Annotated in this window: 14 protein-coding genes; 5 read left to right on the forward strand and 9 right to left on the reverse strand. The window is 43.9% G+C overall.

Annotation, left to right across the window (positions count from 1 at the left end; all coding sequences use genetic code 11):
- Positions 1–148: 148 nt before the first annotated feature.
- Genes AC0VYI_RS02080 through AC0VYI_RS02090 form a run of 3 tightly spaced genes read left to right on the forward strand, consistent with a single transcriptional unit; the run spans position 149 to position 1,891 of the window.
- Positions 149–1,090, forward strand: a complete 942-nt coding sequence (locus tag AC0VYI_RS02080; protein ID WP_475447008.1) for a DMT family transporter — start codon at positions 149–151, stop codon at positions 1,088–1,090.
- The gene (locus AC0VYI_RS02085) at positions 1,087–1,599 is read left to right on the forward strand and encodes a GNAT family N-acetyltransferase (protein ID WP_475447010.1); all 513 of its coding nucleotides are present in this window, start codon (positions 1,087–1,089) and stop codon (positions 1,597–1,599) included. Before AC0VYI_RS02080 ends, AC0VYI_RS02085 begins: the two co-directional genes overlap by 4 nt.
- Positions 1,600–1,612: 13 nt before the next feature.
- Positions 1,613–1,891 carry a putative quinol monooxygenase gene (locus AC0VYI_RS02090; protein ID WP_475447012.1) on the forward strand — a complete coding sequence of 93 codons (279 nt, stop codon included), beginning with the start codon at positions 1,613–1,615 and terminating at the stop codon, positions 1,889–1,891.
- Here AC0VYI_RS02090 and AC0VYI_RS02095 read toward each other — a convergent pair.
- From AC0VYI_RS02095 to AC0VYI_RS02110, 4 genes are all read right to left on the reverse strand, one after another.
- The gene (locus AC0VYI_RS02095; RefSeq protein ID WP_475447014.1) at positions 1,888–2,475 is read right to left on the reverse strand and encodes a DJ-1/PfpI family protein; all 588 of its coding nucleotides are present in this window, start codon (positions 2,473–2,475) and stop codon (positions 1,888–1,890) included. The genes AC0VYI_RS02090 and AC0VYI_RS02095 overlap by 4 nt on opposite strands.
- Before the next feature lie 152 nt (positions 2,476–2,627).
- The gene (locus AC0VYI_RS02100; protein ID WP_475447015.1) at positions 2,628–3,809 is read right to left on the reverse strand and encodes a nucleotide sugar dehydrogenase; all 1,182 of its coding nucleotides are present in this window, start codon (positions 3,807–3,809) and stop codon (positions 2,628–2,630) included.
- Between the two features lie 50 nt (positions 3,810–3,859).
- Positions 3,860–4,918 carry an NAD-dependent epimerase gene (locus tag AC0VYI_RS02105; RefSeq protein ID WP_475447016.1) on the reverse strand — a complete coding sequence of 353 codons (1,059 nt, stop codon included), beginning with the start codon at positions 4,916–4,918 and terminating at the stop codon, positions 3,860–3,862.
- Positions 4,919–5,101: 183 nt separating this feature from the next.
- A complete protein-coding gene (locus AC0VYI_RS02110; protein WP_475447018.1) occupies positions 5,102–6,169 on the reverse strand; it encodes a peptidase M42 in 1,068 nt (355 codons plus the stop codon).
- A gap of 251 nt (positions 6,170–6,420) precedes the next feature.
- Here AC0VYI_RS02110 and AC0VYI_RS02115 point away from each other — a divergent pair, with 251 nt between their 5' ends.
- Positions 6,421–6,966, forward strand: a complete 546-nt coding sequence (locus tag AC0VYI_RS02115; protein ID WP_475447019.1) for a hypothetical protein — start codon at positions 6,421–6,423, stop codon at positions 6,964–6,966.
- Positions 6,967–7,033: 67 nt separating this feature from the next.
- Here the strand turns inward: AC0VYI_RS02115 and AC0VYI_RS02120 are convergent, their stop codons facing one another.
- Positions 7,034–7,951 carry a SphA family protein gene (locus AC0VYI_RS02120; RefSeq protein WP_199476703.1) on the reverse strand — a complete coding sequence of 306 codons (918 nt, stop codon included), beginning with the start codon at positions 7,949–7,951 and terminating at the stop codon, positions 7,034–7,036.
- Positions 7,952–8,179: 228 nt separating this feature from the next.
- Positions 8,180–10,114 (reverse strand): metallophosphoesterase family protein, encoded by a 1,935-nt coding sequence (locus tag AC0VYI_RS02125; RefSeq protein ID WP_475447021.1) that lies wholly within the window; start codon positions 10,112–10,114, stop codon positions 8,180–8,182.
- A 169-nt stretch (positions 10,115–10,283) separates the two neighbouring features.
- On the opposite strand from AC0VYI_RS02125, the gene AC0VYI_RS02130 reads away from it, so the two are divergent.
- Positions 10,284–10,859, forward strand: a complete 576-nt coding sequence (locus AC0VYI_RS02130; RefSeq protein ID WP_475447023.1) for a nitroreductase family protein — start codon at positions 10,284–10,286, stop codon at positions 10,857–10,859.
- 60 nt (positions 10,860–10,919) lie between these two features.
- On the opposite strand, the gene AC0VYI_RS02135 is transcribed toward AC0VYI_RS02130, so the two are convergent.
- From AC0VYI_RS02135 to AC0VYI_RS02145, 3 genes are all read right to left on the reverse strand, one after another.
- Complete coding sequence (locus AC0VYI_RS02135) at positions 10,920–12,215, reverse strand: lysine N(6)-hydroxylase/L-ornithine N(5)-oxygenase family protein (protein ID WP_475447025.1); 1,296 nt, start codon at positions 12,213–12,215, stop codon at positions 10,920–10,922.
- Positions 12,216–12,276: 61 nt separating this feature from the next.
- Positions 12,277–13,290, reverse strand: coding sequence for a GNAT family N-acetyltransferase (locus AC0VYI_RS02140; RefSeq protein ID WP_475447027.1), 1,014 nt, complete (start codon positions 13,288–13,290; stop codon positions 12,277–12,279).
- The gene (locus tag AC0VYI_RS02145; RefSeq protein ID WP_475447028.1) at positions 13,280–15,517 is read right to left on the reverse strand and encodes a TonB-dependent siderophore receptor; all 2,238 of its coding nucleotides are present in this window, start codon (positions 15,515–15,517) and stop codon (positions 13,280–13,282) included. The genes AC0VYI_RS02140 and AC0VYI_RS02145 overlap by 11 nt, the downstream gene beginning before the upstream one ends.
- Positions 15,518–15,631: the final 114 nt, after the last annotated feature.

The following is a 15,631-nucleotide window of genomic DNA, read 5'->3' on the forward strand; positions in this document are numbered from 1 at the left end:
TAATAAGTATGGCTATGTTGTTGATTTGTCTTTTTATAAGTCTGCCAAGGTGGCTTCCTTCATTTTATTCTATTCACCATAAACCAGTTCCCTTAAAAAGAGAATGCATTCAGTGTTCTACCGTGAGGGGCAATAACCGAGGTCTATTATGAAACATTCAAATCATACGATAAGCAGTTTAGAGCTGACTTTTGCCATGATACTGTCTGGCACCATTGGTTATTTTGTGATTAGTTCGGGACAGGTATTTTGGAATGTGGTGTTTTTTCGTTGTGTGATTGGTGCAATGGTTTTAGGCGGATATGCCTATTTTTCAGGCTTGATTCGTGCCGAGTTTTTCCAGCCCAGGGTACTGTTATTGATTGTGTTAGGCGGTATTACCTTAGTAGGAAACTGGGTATTGCTATTTGCTTCGTTCAATTATATTCCGTTTTCTATTGCGACCGTTGCCTACCATATGCAACCTTTGTTTTTGGTGTTAGCGAGCACATTAATCACCCGAGAAAAGCCGTCAATCTCCCTACTTGTTTGGCTAGCTTTAGCATTTGTCGGCTTAGTGTTAATCGTAGAACTTAATCCTCATGAGTTACATGAGCTTTTTATCGGCGACTTAAATCGAACCGATTCTTCTGCGTTATTCGGTTTATTGCTCGCCTTGGGTGCTGCATTACTTTATACCGCGACGACACTCATTACAAAAAAAGTCAGTCAAGTGCCTTCCACTTTTGTGGCATTGGTACAGGTGATCGTTGGTATTCTCATGCTCTTGCCTTTTGCTGACTTCGACAACTTACCAACGCAAACTAGTCAGTGGTTAGATTTATTGACTCTTGGGGCGATACTAACAGGGTTTATGTACATCATCATGTACGACAGCTTTCAAAAATTGCCGACTAGCCTGATTGCTTTGCTGTCGTTTATTTATCCGATTACGGCATTGTTTGTCGACCATTTTGCGTTTTCGACACATATCAGTGTAACGCAAATACTGGGGGTCATCATGATTTTGATTGCAGTCAGTGCCGTGAAGTTTCATTGGAGGTTGCCGTTGAGCGTCTCTAAGAAAAGTATGAAGGAGAAGAAGTTATGAGACAGATAAAGGAAGTATTCGAAGATCAAGCCGAGGTGATCGCCTATATCATTCGTGAGGCGAATCGACCTGTTGCTAAACGTTTTGCAATAAACCAAGACAACTGCCCAAAGCATCCCTCTTTTTGCGAGGGCAGTTGGGTCGAGCAGGATTTTAAACGAGGTGAGCGCTATTTTGTCTGCATTGACAATCAACAGCCAGTTGCTTGTGTGGCGTATGACATTCCCACTCAGACCAATCGCGTTCGTAAAGCCTACTTGAACCGATTGTCAGTGTTACCTGAGTGGCAACACAAAGGCATCGGGGCGCAACTTGTCGAGCGCATTATCGAGCAGGCGAGAGCTGATGAGCTTGAGTTGATCAGCATTGGCGTGATTGGCAAACACTCAGAGTTACAAGATTGGTATGAACAGTTTGGCTTTGTAAAAGGCGAAACTAAACAGTTCGATCACCTGCCTTTTTCTGTTACTTATATGGCATGTTATCTTGCTTCATTGCTAGATAAATAGGGAGCTTTGCACTATGGCAAAAATTATACTAAGTGGACACATAGAAGTGCCAACAGAAGACTTAGACGCGGTATTAGCTGAGTTGCCAAATCATATTGCCCTGACACGTCAAGAAGCAGGTTGTCTTACTTTTACTATAGAAAGAGACGCAAAAAATTCACAGCACTTTGATGTGTATGAAGCGTTCACCGATAAAGCTGCATTTGAAAAACATCAAACGCGTGTCAAGGCTTCTCGTTGGGGAGAAGTGACCAAAAATGTAGAAAGGTTTTATACCGTTACGGGTGATTAAAAACCGTTTTTTGTCCAATCAAAATCCATTTGACGCGCGGTTTTTTCGGCGAGCTCAAGGCTATGAAACTGACTGACTAAGTGTAAACTCATGTCTATGCCTGCCGAAATCCCTGCCGAGGTAATGATATGGCCTTCTTCTACCCAGCGAACCCCTTCAATCACATTCAATTTGGGAAACTGCGCTTTTAAATCGGCGATGTCTTCCCTGTGTGTTGTCACTTTTTGCGTTGTTATCACGTGGGCTTTGGCGAGTAAAAATGCGCCTGTGCAGACTGAGGCAACGAAATCAGCCTTGTGCGCTTGTTGATAAATCCAGTTAGTGACTCTAGGTTTATGGATCTCTTGGGTATGATCGCCACCGACAACGATGAGAACATCAATTGCTGGATGATTATGAAAGCCATAGTGTGGAATCACCTTATAACCCGCTCTGGCGACGACCATTTCGCCAGATTCACCAATTAAAAAAGCATTAAATGGTTCATCGTTTGGGCAAACACGTGACGCTGTTGAGAATACTTCAAACGGACCTGAAAAATCGAGCACTTCTGCTTTGTCGTAAAGGTAGATACCGATGTTCATAAGCTGTATTCCACTTTAGGGTAGGTCTCAGAGTAATAACCTTTTTTCGTCTCCACGACAAGCGTGATCAATTCGGATTAATTTAGCTTACCCGAAAATATAAAACCCCCAATAAATAGAATTTATTGGGGGTTTTATGGGCATTTTAATTTTTAATCCGTACCAAACAAATCACGTGTATAGACTTTATCGACTACATCTCGGAGGTCTTCTGTCATGCGATTTGCCATAATGACATTGGAACGGGCTTTGAAGTCCTCAAAGTCGCGGCAGACTTCTGATTTAAAGAAGGTGTCTTCTTCTAGTTCAGGCTCATATAAGATGACTTCGATGCCTTTGGCTTTTAGGCGCTTCATAACCCCTTGAATCGCGGAAGCTCGGAAGTTATCGGAACCTGTTTTCATCACTAGGCGATAGATACCTACCACATCAGGATTACGTTTAAGAATCGATTCGGCGATGAAATCCTTGCGCGTCGTGTTGGAGTCGACAATGGCACGAATCAAGTTGTTTGGTACATCGTTGTAGTTTGCCAACAGTTGTTTGGTATCTTTTGGCAGACAGTAACCACCGTAGCCAAAGGACGGGTTGTTGTAATGGCTACCAATGCGTGGGTCTAGTCCGACACCTTCTATTACTTGTTTGCTATTGAGGCCAAATGATTCACAGTAGGAGTCCAACTCGTTGAAGTAAGCTACGCGCATGGCCAGATAAGTGTTGGAAAAAAGCTTCACGGCTTCGGCTTCAGTTGAATCCGTAAATAAGGTCGGAATGTCTTGTTTAATGGCCCCTTCTTGTAGCAAGCGGGCGAAGAGCTCAGCGCGTTCAGAATGCTCACCGACAATAATACGTGATGGGTTTAAGTTATCGTAAAGAGCACGGCCTTCTCGTAAAAATTCGGGAGAAAACAAAATGTTATCAATATTGTATTTCTCTTTGACACTATTGATGTAGCCTACTGGGATGGTCGATTTAATGATCATCGTGGCGTTTTTATTAATGGCTAACACGTCTTCAATCACACTTTCAACGGAGCTGGTATTGAAATAGTTGGTGACGGGATCATAGTCTGTTGGCGTGGCGATGATGACAAAATCTGCGTCACGGTAAGCAAGGTTTTTATCCATTGTTGCGGTGAAATCGAGTGCTTTTGTAGTGAGAAAATCTTCGATTTCCGTGTCGCTGATAGGGGATTGACCTTGATTCAGCATTTCCACTCGACTAGGAACAATATCGACAGCAATGACTTTGTTGCGCTGAGCCAATAACATGGAAATAGACAGGCCAACATAGCCTGTACCAGCGACCGCAATATGGTATTTTTTAGTGTTCAAGGTATGTCCCTTAGTCTAAGTATTCTGTTTGATAGGTGATGGGTACAGTGTTAGACGTTGATGCATTCTCGTCTAGTGTTGCCCATGTTGTTAGTGTTTCCAAGATTATAAAAGGCTTGGTACCAATCCACAAATGCTTGCATGCCATGTTCAATAGTCGTTTTGGGCATAAAACCTGTGGCTTGTGTCAGTTCATCAATATCGGCATAGGTGATGGGGGCATCGCCAGCTTGCATGGGCAATAAATTTTCCTTCGCTTTTTTACCACAAGCCTTTTCTATTGCGCTGATAAAACGCCGCAGTGTAATGGGATTGTGATTCCCTATATTAAACAACTTGTAGGGAGCTTGTGCTTTAGTCTCTGTGTTTTCCATGGGTTGCGGGATAGTGTCGACCACGCGAACGATTCCATCAACAATATCGTCGATGTAGGTAAAGTCACGTTGCATGTCACCGTGGTTGTAGACATCGATAGGCGTGCCGTTCAAGATGGCCTTGACGAACTTGTAGGCGGCCATATCAGGACGCCCCCAAGGGCCATAGACAGTAAAAAACCGCAGTCCAGTGGTCGGAATATTATATAGGTGGCTATAAGAGTGGGCCATTAATTCATTGGACTTTTTGGTCGCTGCGTAAAGACTGATGGGGTAGTCCACTCTGTCCTTGGTGTTAAAAGGCTGTTTGGTATTCATGCCATAAACGGAACTTGAGGAGGCATAAACAAGGTGTTTAACCTCGTTATGTCGACACCCCTCTAAGATATTAGCAAACCCCAATAGATTAGAGTCAATATAGGCTTGAGGGTTCTCGATAGAGAAGCGGACACCCGCTTGTGCAGCAAGATTGATGACCACATCGAATTTTTCTTTTGAAAACAGTGCGGACATACTGTCTTTATCTGCGATATCCATACGAATAAAACGTAGAGGGTTTTTCAGTTTTTGGGCAGTTTGAAAATCATTAATGTCTTTCAAGCGTGCTTGCTTTAGTGTTGGATCGTAGTAATCATTAAGGTTATCAATACCAATGACCTCATCTCCTTTTAATAGAAGAGATTTAATTAACCCATGTCCAATGAAGCCTGCGGCTCCCGTCACTAAAGTTTTCACACACACTCTCTTTATTTTGTTAACAAAATACGCTGATAAACATAAAAAAGACAATATAAGGACAAAGAAAATTTTACAAAAAATTAGGGCAAAATAGGGTGTAAGCAAGTAGGAAAGAATAGGTATTTTTAGGCCACCCCAGAGCGATGAATGGGATGGCATTATTGTGTAGACGGAATCTATTTATATATTAGAGAGTATTTTTAGTGTGTTTAAAAAAGCGTTTACTGAATCAATCGAAGCAGATTCATGCATAGTGTGATATCCCGTCGTGGGTATTTGGATGGTCGTACCATCCACCAATCCGTTTGACGCTGAGATAATGCGTCCTAACTCGGTACTGCCGAGTGAGGAAGGTGGTTGTCCTAAGGCGGCGCGTTTAATATTTTCTGCTTCCACATAACGATTTTTGTAGAGATAGCTTATATGGTGCTGTTGGCAAAGGGCTTCCAGTGCTTGCGTGCTGTCTTTGTTAAATGAGGCGTTTGCGTCTTTTTCCCGTAGCACCAAAAGCTGTTCATTAGCCGCTTGGGTATCTGGAAAAGGGCTGGTATCAACCACAAATAAACGGTTAGTTGAGCCACCAAAGCGGCGAAACCATTCTAGGAGATAACGCCAACTTTTGCCGGCTTCTTCTTGGGCGGTAAAAAAGGTGGTGCCTTTAAAGCCGTGGGCAAATAAATGGACCAGTGCTGCGGCAGAGATGACATTATCCAGTTGTCCTTCTAAGCGTTGGTCTTTTATGGTGAGTTGATCTTTAAAGGCAATAGGGGTACCGGCTACTACCCCTTCAAGGCCATCGACTTCAAAAATCAGGTTGTTACGAAACTCACACACGTATGAGTGATTTATGATGCCTTTGCCTCGGTAAACACCTGACCAAGGTTCATAGGCGTAGATTTCTTCATGGTGGAAGCGCTCGGTCACCTTAGTCATTAATTCTTCCGATACAGAATTATTCAGCAAGTCTGTTTTATTGGCAGAAACAAAGGCCGCGTATTGAAACTCATTTGGTCCGGTGCATACCAGACCGTGGCGATCAATATGCGCAGAGAACATGGTACTCATGGGGTCACTGCCTTGGGCCACTAATAATCCCTCATACCAAGTGACTTTGGCCCCCCGTTCTTCCAGCTCTCGTTGTAATACGCGAAAGAACGAGTGCTCAGCACCAACAACGCTTGGCTGTCGAATGAGTAATTTAAGTAAGTCGATAAAATCGTTATCCAGCTCGCTGTTGTTGTTTTGCATCAGGCCATCTCTAGTGGGTAGGGGGAAATATTATCATAGGGCTTTTTCGTGGATTTTATAGCAGAAAATACCCTTTTTTAGGTTTTTATCGATGTAAAAGTAGCCATGATAAAATAGAAAAACGCTGTTAGAATGTAACTAGGAAAATTTTGTACAATGTTTTTGCATACTATCTGCAATTAAGGAATGCGTGTAGACGCCATCTTTCTTAATGTATTTTTCGTTTGGCTCCTTAGATAAGGATAATAATCGTGCGTTCGAAGCATTTGATAGTGATTTTGGGTGTTCTGTTTTTGTCAGGTTGTGCCAGTTGGTTTACGTCTCCGACCGATAGCAAAGGTGTTACGTCTTTTTATGTAAAAAGTCTTCATGTTAATTTAAAAGAAGGGGATTGGGGTAAGCCAAACAATAGAGCCTTTTCATCAGAAGAGACTTTAAGTAAAGATTTTGCCTACTCAATTCAAAAGAGCTTAGTAGAACATGATGTGTATGCAGTGAAACCTGATAAACACAGTGCTGCATTAGTTATCACAATTGATTACACCCGTCGCTATAAATATGGTGGTGAGGCACTCAGTCGACCATTGGTCTCGCATATTATTCAGGTGTATCAACATGGGCAATTGATTGCGACCTTAAAGCGTTCTAATTATTCGCCCATTAATGGTTTTTTTAGTGCCATTGTTATTAACTTTATGCAGGCAATACACTTATGGGATAAGAGTGACGAACACATCGACGCCGATAACATCAGCGCCTCTATGATTGATCAGCTTGTTGATAAATTTGATCTGTAATCGTCATCAATGACGAATGACTTCCTTGTCAGGTTGCTTACTTTCTAGGGCGTTTTCTAGCGCTCCCTTAGAAACTTTGTGCAATGCGTAATGCGATAGAGGTGCCTTGTGTACGGTTTCTTGAGTGATACTCTTTATAAACATGGAACCAAAGGGCAGGCAGTCCTGGTTTGAAGTAAGCAATAGCTGGGCCCACTGCAATAGTTTGTGCTCTGTTACCATCTGCCGGCACATTGGGTCCTTTATCATCGGTTAGCTGTTTGTAGTAGTAACCACCTAAACCAACGGTCCAAGCATCCATGATTTTCCCAATGCCAAATTCATGACGATATTCAATACCACTGGTGTAGTCTGTGTCTTTGTTTTTAGTATTGAAATCTAACTGGAAGCTAGATGAGAGTTCGATTTTATTGCTGGTGATGTAAGTGACGCCCAAGGCTGGGGAGTATGTCCAATGGTTCATACCGGCATTAATGGCCGCATTTTTATCAAAATGGCCTGTAGGTGCCTGTATTTGCAGTTGTGCATTCACTCCAAAGTTAGGGGCAATGTCCCACTGAATGATAATAGGTGCGACTTGCAGGTCTCCTAGTGTTTGTTGTGAGCCATGTACTTTACCGCCAGGAGGGGTCGTTAGGTCAAGGTTCATATCCAGATAGGGAATAACGGCGCTATAGCCGAAGTCCCCACCTAAAATTTTGTAGTTAGTACGTTTAATGTAGGCTAATGAGATACTCAGAACATCCAATGAAAACTTTGGTAGGGTGCTTTTGCCACTGTTGTTTCGTGTTGAATCGGCTGAGTAAGGTGCAATACGTAAGGAGAAACTTCCGATTGGCGTAACGGGTGGCATAAAGCCCGTCCCAAAATCGAAAACACCAGCCGCAGTGGTGGGTGACCCAAACTCAGTTGCTTGGCTTTGGGCTGCAAAAGAGGCAATCAAAACACTGCTTGCTGCAATCATAAAACGTTTTGTGTGTGTCATTAGTACGTTCCTTAGTTTTAGTTATGTCACTAAACAGTACTACTAACAAACTTTTTTCATTATCCGATATTGGTAAAGTTTTACACTTTTTTTGCTATGTTTTTTCAACTTGGAATGTATGCAACAACCTTATTTCTGTCATGTCTCTATGTTAGATAGGCCCCAGCATTATTGTCATCTGGGTTTAGAAAAAGAAAGGGTGGACAAGTGGATAGAATTATTCGGGATTTATTCATACCGTCGATCTTGAGGGTCTTGCTTAAATACAATGGCTTTGTTTTTGCCTGTTAATTGCTGGATTTGTATTGGCTTGCCTTCCTCATCTAGGGTGACTAAACCAATTCCGGCATGATTGAGTAATCGTTCTCCACGAGAGGCGTTATCCGGTTTGCGTGGCGATATCCACATGCCTCGACGTTTGGTAAATATATTAAGAGGTGACCAAGGGGCGTAGAGCCAGCGATTGAGTCGATCAAACCAATCTAATAAGCGTTTTGGAAATTCATTTCGAAGTCCGCTACTTGTGATTTGCCAAATATGAGGACTGCTTTGAAGGCCTTTCACTTCGATGTCATAGACAAAAGAGTAATGGACATCCCCCGATAGAATCACAAAATGATGCGGTGTTTTTGGATGTCGAAATAGGTTCATTAAGGTGTGAGCCGAGCCAGAATGTGCCATCCAGTTCTCGGCGTCCACTACCAAAGGTTTGCCTAAAAAAGTAAAGATTCTTTGTACCGTTTCAATTAACTTGACTCCAAAAATAGGGGCAGGTGACACCATAATGACGGCTTTATGATCAATCAACGTTTGTTGTAAATCGGTTAGGTTTTGCCAATCCATGAGCCCTGACGGCCGCTGCGGATGACGCTCAGAGCGCCAGCGGTGGGTGCGAGTGTCTAACACGATTAGCGGGGGATAAGTCGGCCATTCGTAATGCCATTGCTCAAATGTTAATAGCTGGTCAATCAAGGCATCGTGCTGTTGGCTGCCAATGGATTGTAAGGTCTGATCAAGCTGTGAGAGCATTGCATCATCGAACTGCTCTGGTGCGTTCCCCCATCCTTGGCATAATAAATAGGCCGTGAGTGCATTACCGATAATGCGCTTTGATAAAGGGTGACCATAAGCACTATGTTCCCATGCGGCAGTCATATTCCAATCATCCGTCACATCATGATCATCAAAAATCATGGCGGTAGGTAAATGGGCTAAAGCTCTTCGGACGTGTTTGAGCGGTTGTTTAAATGCCTCAATGGCCTGTTTTTCCTTCTCATAACGCATACGCTTTGCGTTATCTTGGATGACATTTGGGCAGGTTAAGTCGATATTAGCCCAACAAGCAGGCGACCAGACAAGTAGATACATTGCCAGTACCTCACTGAGTGTAATGAGGTGGTTTTGCGCCGTGCTACTGGTAAAAATAGGTTTTTTGACACCGCCAAAGAACTGTTTATGTAGCTCCTTGGTTTCTTGCCTTTGAGGTAGGATGCGGTCTCGCTCATAGTAGTGGGGCGCTGAACTATGTAAGCTCTGATGCTTGTCTAATACGGTGTCGTCTATGTCTTCGTCGGCCAACCCTAATTGTTGAATCACTTGATGAATGGCATTTAGCATGGGACCTGCCACATCGTCAGCGTAGATTTGATCCCCTGTTAGTAATAACACGGCGGGCCACTCTTTTACGGGCGTTCTCTCTAATAGACTGTCTACCAGTGCAAGCCCATCGGTATTGCTTTCTTCAGGTGACTCGTCTTGGCGACAATAATGGGGCTTACGACAAGAGCCGTGCAGTAATTGCTTGATGTGTTTCTGGATAATGAATCCTGGTGTCGTGTATCCCGGGTAGCAGAGATCCGTAGCCCAAGATTGAATAGGATGCTCTTGCTTTGAAACGGTGTCGATCAACATGATGTCATAACCAATCCATTCTGCGATTGGTAAGGCTGACTCAGGAACGGCATGAATCAGCTGAAAGTAGAGTTTATCGCCTGATTTGATTTGACGATGATTTACGGTGAGCACAGGCGAGGCGTCTAGTACATCGCAATGAAGCGAAAGCGTCACGTCAACGGGCCGACTTGTTGCTAACCATAGTGTCACTTCGTGTGGATTTGTCTTGCGTAAAATGGGACCGGCCAACACCAAAGGTAATGTCTGCATAATATGCTTTCTTCCATCGCTTCTTATACTCCAACACTATAGCAATCATCTAAACGATGTTTTTATAAATATAAAGGTATTTTTGTCAGTGTTTGATAAAAATGAGGATGAGACGTATTATCATTATTTTGCATAGACTATGCATGTAAATTTACCTAAGGAAAGTGAGATGGATGCCATTCAAGCGCTGATGACGCGTCGTTCTTATCCACGGGGCAGCCTTATTCAGCCTGCCCCTAATAGAGCGGAAGTAGAGCAAATTTTACAAGCTGCGATGACCGTACCTGACCACGGTAATATTAAACCTTGGCGCTTTGTGGTGATACAAGGGCAGGGGATGAAGGATCTAGAAGGTGTCCTACGCGCTATGTACGATGGACAAGTCGAGGATGAAGTGTACTTCAATCGATTTATTCAAGAGATTATCAACACTCCTATGATGATTTGCGTCTACAGTGTGCTCAACATGGAACACAAAGTCTCTGTATTAGATCAACAGTTGGCGGGTGGGGCGGCATGTGAGCATATATTGCTAGCAGCGCATGCCATGGGATTTGGTGGCATCTGGCATAGCCAAGAAACAACAGAGGCTCTAAGGGTCATGCTAAAAATGGGCAATGACGACCATATTCTGGGGGTGATGTCATTAGGAACCCCTAAACGAATGTCTCTTGCCAAGCGAAAATCCTTTGTCGATTACACCTTTGAATGGGATCAGGAAAGCGGCTTGCAACCATGGCAATGAGCGAAACATCGCCCTGATACTCCTTTATCGGGGCGACGTTTTGTTGCTAACAAAAGGTTATTAGGCGCTCATTTTCTCGTCATGAAGAGAAGACTTCTGCTCAAGCAGTGCATCCACAATTTCTTTAGAGCGAACCGCTAGTACCGATAACAGGGTATCGCTTAAACCATGGGACGATTCACAGCAACCTTGTAGAAACACATTAACAGAGCATTGGTCTTTCATCGGCAAGCGATAACTGCGTTCCACTGGGGAGCTTGTCATCAAAGGTTGCATATGATTGAGCATCTGGTGAAATTCGTCATAGCGGTAGCCCGTTGCCAAAATAACCGCGTCATAAGCTTGCCAGTTTTGCTGGTGGTTTACTCTATCGTTAAGGCGTAAGGCAATTTTCTGCTCTTTTTCGCCCGTTTCTTGGATGTCATGACAGCGCAGGTATTTGTGCTGCCCTTTTCCTGTCACTTTTTGCAAATAGAGTCTTTCATATATGGCATGGAGTTCTTCCATGTCCACGACAGAGTAATTGGTTGCGCTAAAGTGATTGAGGATGTCTTTGCGTTCTGCTTCCTCGCGGGAGTAGATGTGATCGGTAAACTCTGGATCAAATATTTCATTCACAAAAGGACTGTCATCGGCAGGGTGGAGCGCAAAACGGCGATTGATCATATGCACTTCCCCGTCTTCATAGCGGTTGCACAAATCCACAAAAATTTCTGCGGCACTTTGACCGGCTCCCACAACGGCTATTTTAGGGTGTTCCGGAAGATCTTTGGTGGATTCACTCCAGGTTTTATAGTGAGAGGAGTGCAGTACGTTGGCGTGTTCGAGCCCTTGGAACTGCTCCGGTAGTTTGGGCATGCCTCCCATTCCCAAAATCAAATTTCTGGCAATGCGAACGGTTTTCTCACCATGGATATTGGTAGCAATCACTTTGACTTTGGTGATTTCCCCTTCCTCTTCTATTGGCTGAATATCGATGACGCGTTGACCATAATGCACGAGCGCATCAAATTGTTTAGCGACCCAAGCCAAATAGTCGTTGAACTCGATACGTGATGGATGTTGGCTACCGAGGTTAATAAAGGAATTAAGTCGATTATGGGTGTGGAGATAATTCACAAAGGTATAAGGACTCATGGGATTGCGTAATGTCACCAGATCTTTTAAACAAGAGATCTGCATGCGAGTGCCATCAAGCAGCATGCCTCCGTGCCACTCAAACTGCGATTTTTGTTCTAAAAAACAGTATGAGAGTTGATTGTCTTGCGCTTGTTCTTCTAAAGCGATGGCGATGGACAGATTAGCCGGCCCTAGACCGATGCCAAGCACATCATATTCCCTTATTTTGTTTGTCATAGTCACCTCGTTGTTCGTGTTGAATATTGGCTTTGTGGTTAGACTCTGTTTTGGCGCTTAACTAAAAACAGTCAACAAAGAAGTTTTCCCTTAATTGGCACATTAAAGCGGAGCGTTTATGTGGAAAATCGAACTCTTTGAGTTTGGCAAAACCATACGCTTGCAAATAATGAATCATCTTCTGATTGTCTGCTCTAGGCTCGCTGACAATCTTGTCGGTTCTGGGGTCCACCAAATATAGGTAATGGCAAACCGATGGCAGCCACGCAGCGACCTTATGTGCGCCTCGGTGGTGCTCTTCTCCCACCAACATATGGATCCCTCGGTCATAATCGCCGACAGCATAGTAAGGCGCGATGCGATCTTCTTTTGCCCAATAGGCTTCAATGTAGGCAAAGGGTTCATCGTTCAGACAGGCAATTAGCAGCTGATTTTTATGGTTCGCGACTTGCTCTGCTAAGTAGGCTCGATGTTCACTTAGACTGCCTTTTTGGTCCCAAAAAGCGGCCACGCGATCATTGTTTTGCCACTTATTAAAGAGTGCTAAATGTTCGTCTAGGTTGAGCCCCAATAGGCTAATATGTTGTTGCAGTTCAGGCAGGTAGCGACGATAAAGCTCACCCTGTTGAGGGGCTGGTCGCATAGGATGATAGCCCGCTTTAGTGAGAACAGGTTTATGGGGAAACAAGGGGCGATCTTGAAGCAGCCAGCGGTGCGGGCGCTGCATGATGGCTTCTCTCCATAGAATATTTTGTCCTGATTCGTTGCGGTAAAGTATATGAGCCAAGTGATCAGATGACAGGTTGCGTAAATCAACGTCGCTTAAATCAATGCTGCTTAAATCAATGCTGCTTAAATCAATACAACGCAGCTGTGGAACCTGCTCAAACAGTAAGGTAAATGCGTTAAGCAAATCACTTTCAGGCAGTTCACAATGCACTAAGACACCTTGGCCATGCTGTTCCTCGTGAACACTGATACCGCCCGATGGCAGTGTCACGTGGTAGTGGCCAGCTTCAAAAGAAACACACTGCCCAACGGGCAGTGTGTGATGAACGTTCTGATTACCAGTCATATGTCACACTCGCAATGACGTTACGGCTGTCACCGTAGTAACAAATATTGGAGTCACAGGTGGCAACGTACTCCTTGTTGAAGATATTTTTTGCCATGACTTGAAACTTGTAGTTGTTCCACTGATAGCTGGCCATCGCATCGAATAAGGTGTAAGACGGCACTTTATTGGTTTCCGTATTATCGGCATAAGTATCACCGATATAACGAACCCCAGCTCCCAGTTTTAAGCCCGCCAATTTGCCATCGAAAAAGCGGTAGTTACCCCAAAAGGAGGCCAATTTATTAGCAATTTGTGAGGGCGTTTTGCCAATATACTGAGTGTCAGAATCTTCTGTGACTTCCGAGTCTACGTAACTTAAATTACCCACCAAGGTGATAGCTTGGGTCAGGTTGGCAACCGCTTCAAACTCGATGCCACGGTTACGGACTTCCCCTAGCTGTCTAAAGGTGGCTGTATTACTGGAGCCTCTGGTTAGGTTTTCCTTGGTCAGTTGGTAGGCGGCCACACCAAAATAGCCATCAAAGCTTTTGGGTTGATATTTCACACCGACTTCGTAGTTTTTGGCTTTTTCTGCTTTAGCAGGATTGCCGTTCGCGTCCAATTTCACCACTGGGTTGAAAGACTGGGCAAAGTTGGCATAGGGAACCAGACCATCCGCTAGCTCATATGAAGCGCCTAGGTTGCTGGTCCATTCATGGTGGTCAACATCGGTTTTGGCATCGGTCGTGGTATTGTGGGTTTTGTCGCTGGTGTCATCAAAGCGCACGCCAGCGATCACTGTGAATTTATCCGTGATGTTTGCCTTGTCTTGGATATAAAAACCTAACTGCCGATTTTTCGTTTTGGTAGTTTGCAGATCAGCATCGGTGACAGTGGCTAATGTATTTGGGTTTAATAAGACAATGTTATTGCTATAACTTGGGTGATAAATATTAAAATTAGGATTACCCGCAACGGTACCAACACCCGGTACGGCCATCGGCTTGTTGCCATCTGCGGCGATAGGGTCTGAGGCATAGTCTTTATTGTTAATATCAAGGCTTTGATAATCTACACCGGTTAGTAACGTATGTTTTGCGCCGCCAGTGTTAAACTTATAGATAAAGCGGTTATCAATGTTGAAAGCATTAGAATGGCCATCTGCCGTAGAGACTCCTCTAACAATGTCGCTTCTGGCACCAGTGGGATCCAGTAACGGACCAACGCGGGGCACGTCTGCAGAATAGGCCGCAAAGTACATTTGGCGTAGGTTGATATCCATATGGCTAAAACGAGCCGACTGCTTGAATGAGGCATTATCGCTAAAGGCGTGCTCTAATTCATAGCCAACAGAGGTTTGTTCGCGTTGAAAGGTTTCCCAACCAGAGTTGCCTAAGGCGGTATCGTAGCCGATTTTACCATTGGGGTTGCTGGTGAGCGTTCCTTCTTCAGGCAGGAACTGTAAGTAAGGATCTGAATCGTCTTTTTGATAGCTAGCCAGCACGGTTAACTTGGTCGCATCATTCATTTGCCACGCTAAAGATGGGGCTAATAAGGTACGATGTGCTTCTACTCCATCGACTTTAGTACCATTTTTGCGCTTTAGGGCCACCATGCGAAAAGCTAGCTTATCGTTGATAGCCTTATTGACGTCCAAGTTGATTTCTTTGCGGTGATAAGACCCAACACTGGCGGATACCGAGCCAAAATCTTCGTTCAATTGGGCGCGTTTGCTAATCAAATTGATAACGCCGCCAGGAGGTGTTTGACCATCCAATGAAGACGCTGGGCCTCGTAAAACCTCTATACGTTCTAACATGAAGGGATCGATTTGCCAGCTGTAAAAACCAAAGGAATAGAGTCGAGTTCCATCTTGGTATAGGCCATTATTCGCTTGTTTAAAGCCGCGAATAACGAACCAATCCTGCTTATTATCTTCACCGTAGAAATTGGTCTGAATACTAGGAGTGTATTGCAGCGCATCTGATACGCTGATGGTCGCACGATCATCCATTTGCTCCCGAGTAACAACGGAAACCGCACGAGGGATTTTTACGATCTTTTCATCTGTCTTGGTGGCCGTCTGTGCCACTTTACTGACATAAGAAAAATTATTGGTTGTGGAGCTTTGATGTGTATCGCCTTCTACAACGAGCGTGCCGAGATCCTCAGCGTGTCCGACACTTGACGTTAATGCAATGGCAACCGCAAGTGATAGAGGATTTAGACAGAATAATCGACTCATTTATAATATCCTTAAGTTGATGATGTTGATTATGATAATCATTATTATTTATCTTTGCGTATTTTAACCATATTCTTTAATAAATGAAAAGATTTAGTTGATTATCATTCTCAA

This window comes from Marinomonas sp. 63XJN7_9_ISO-PGPR-S23-217 (genome assembly GCF_056173515.1).

Coding starts and splice junctions, on each gene's coding strand:
- AC0VYI_RS02085 (WP_475447010.1), top strand. CDS start 1,087: ATGAGACAGATAAAGGAAGTATTCGAAGATCAAGCCGAGGTGATCGCC.
- AC0VYI_RS02095 (WP_475447014.1), bottom strand. CDS start 2,475: ATGAACATCGGTATCTACCTTTACGACAAAGCAGAAGTGCTCGATTTT.
- AC0VYI_RS02110 (WP_475447018.1), bottom strand. CDS start 6,169: ATGCAAAACAACAACAGCGAGCTGGATAACGATTTTATCGACTTACTT.
- AC0VYI_RS02125 (WP_475447021.1), bottom strand. CDS start 10,114: ATGCAGACATTACCTTTGGTGTTGGCCGGTCCCATTTTACGCAAGACA.
- AC0VYI_RS02145 (WP_475447028.1), bottom strand. CDS start 15,517: ATGAGTCGATTATTCTGTCTAAATCCTCTATCACTTGCGGTTGCCATT.
- AC0VYI_RS02120 (WP_199476703.1), bottom strand. CDS start 7,951: ATGACACACACAAAACGTTTTATGATTGCAGCAAGCAGTGTTTTGATT.
- AC0VYI_RS02140 (WP_475447027.1), bottom strand. CDS start 13,290: ATGACTGGTAATCAGAACGTTCATCACACACTGCCCGTTGGGCAGTGT.
- AC0VYI_RS02135 (WP_475447025.1), bottom strand. CDS start 12,215: ATGACAAACAAAATAAGGGAATATGATGTGCTTGGCATCGGTCTAGGG.
- AC0VYI_RS02130 (WP_475447023.1), top strand. CDS start 10,284: ATGGATGCCATTCAAGCGCTGATGACGCGTCGTTCTTATCCACGGGGC.
- AC0VYI_RS02080 (WP_475447008.1), top strand. CDS start 149: ATGAAACATTCAAATCATACGATAAGCAGTTTAGAGCTGACTTTTGCC.
- AC0VYI_RS02090 (WP_475447012.1), top strand. CDS start 1,613: ATGGCAAAAATTATACTAAGTGGACACATAGAAGTGCCAACAGAAGAC.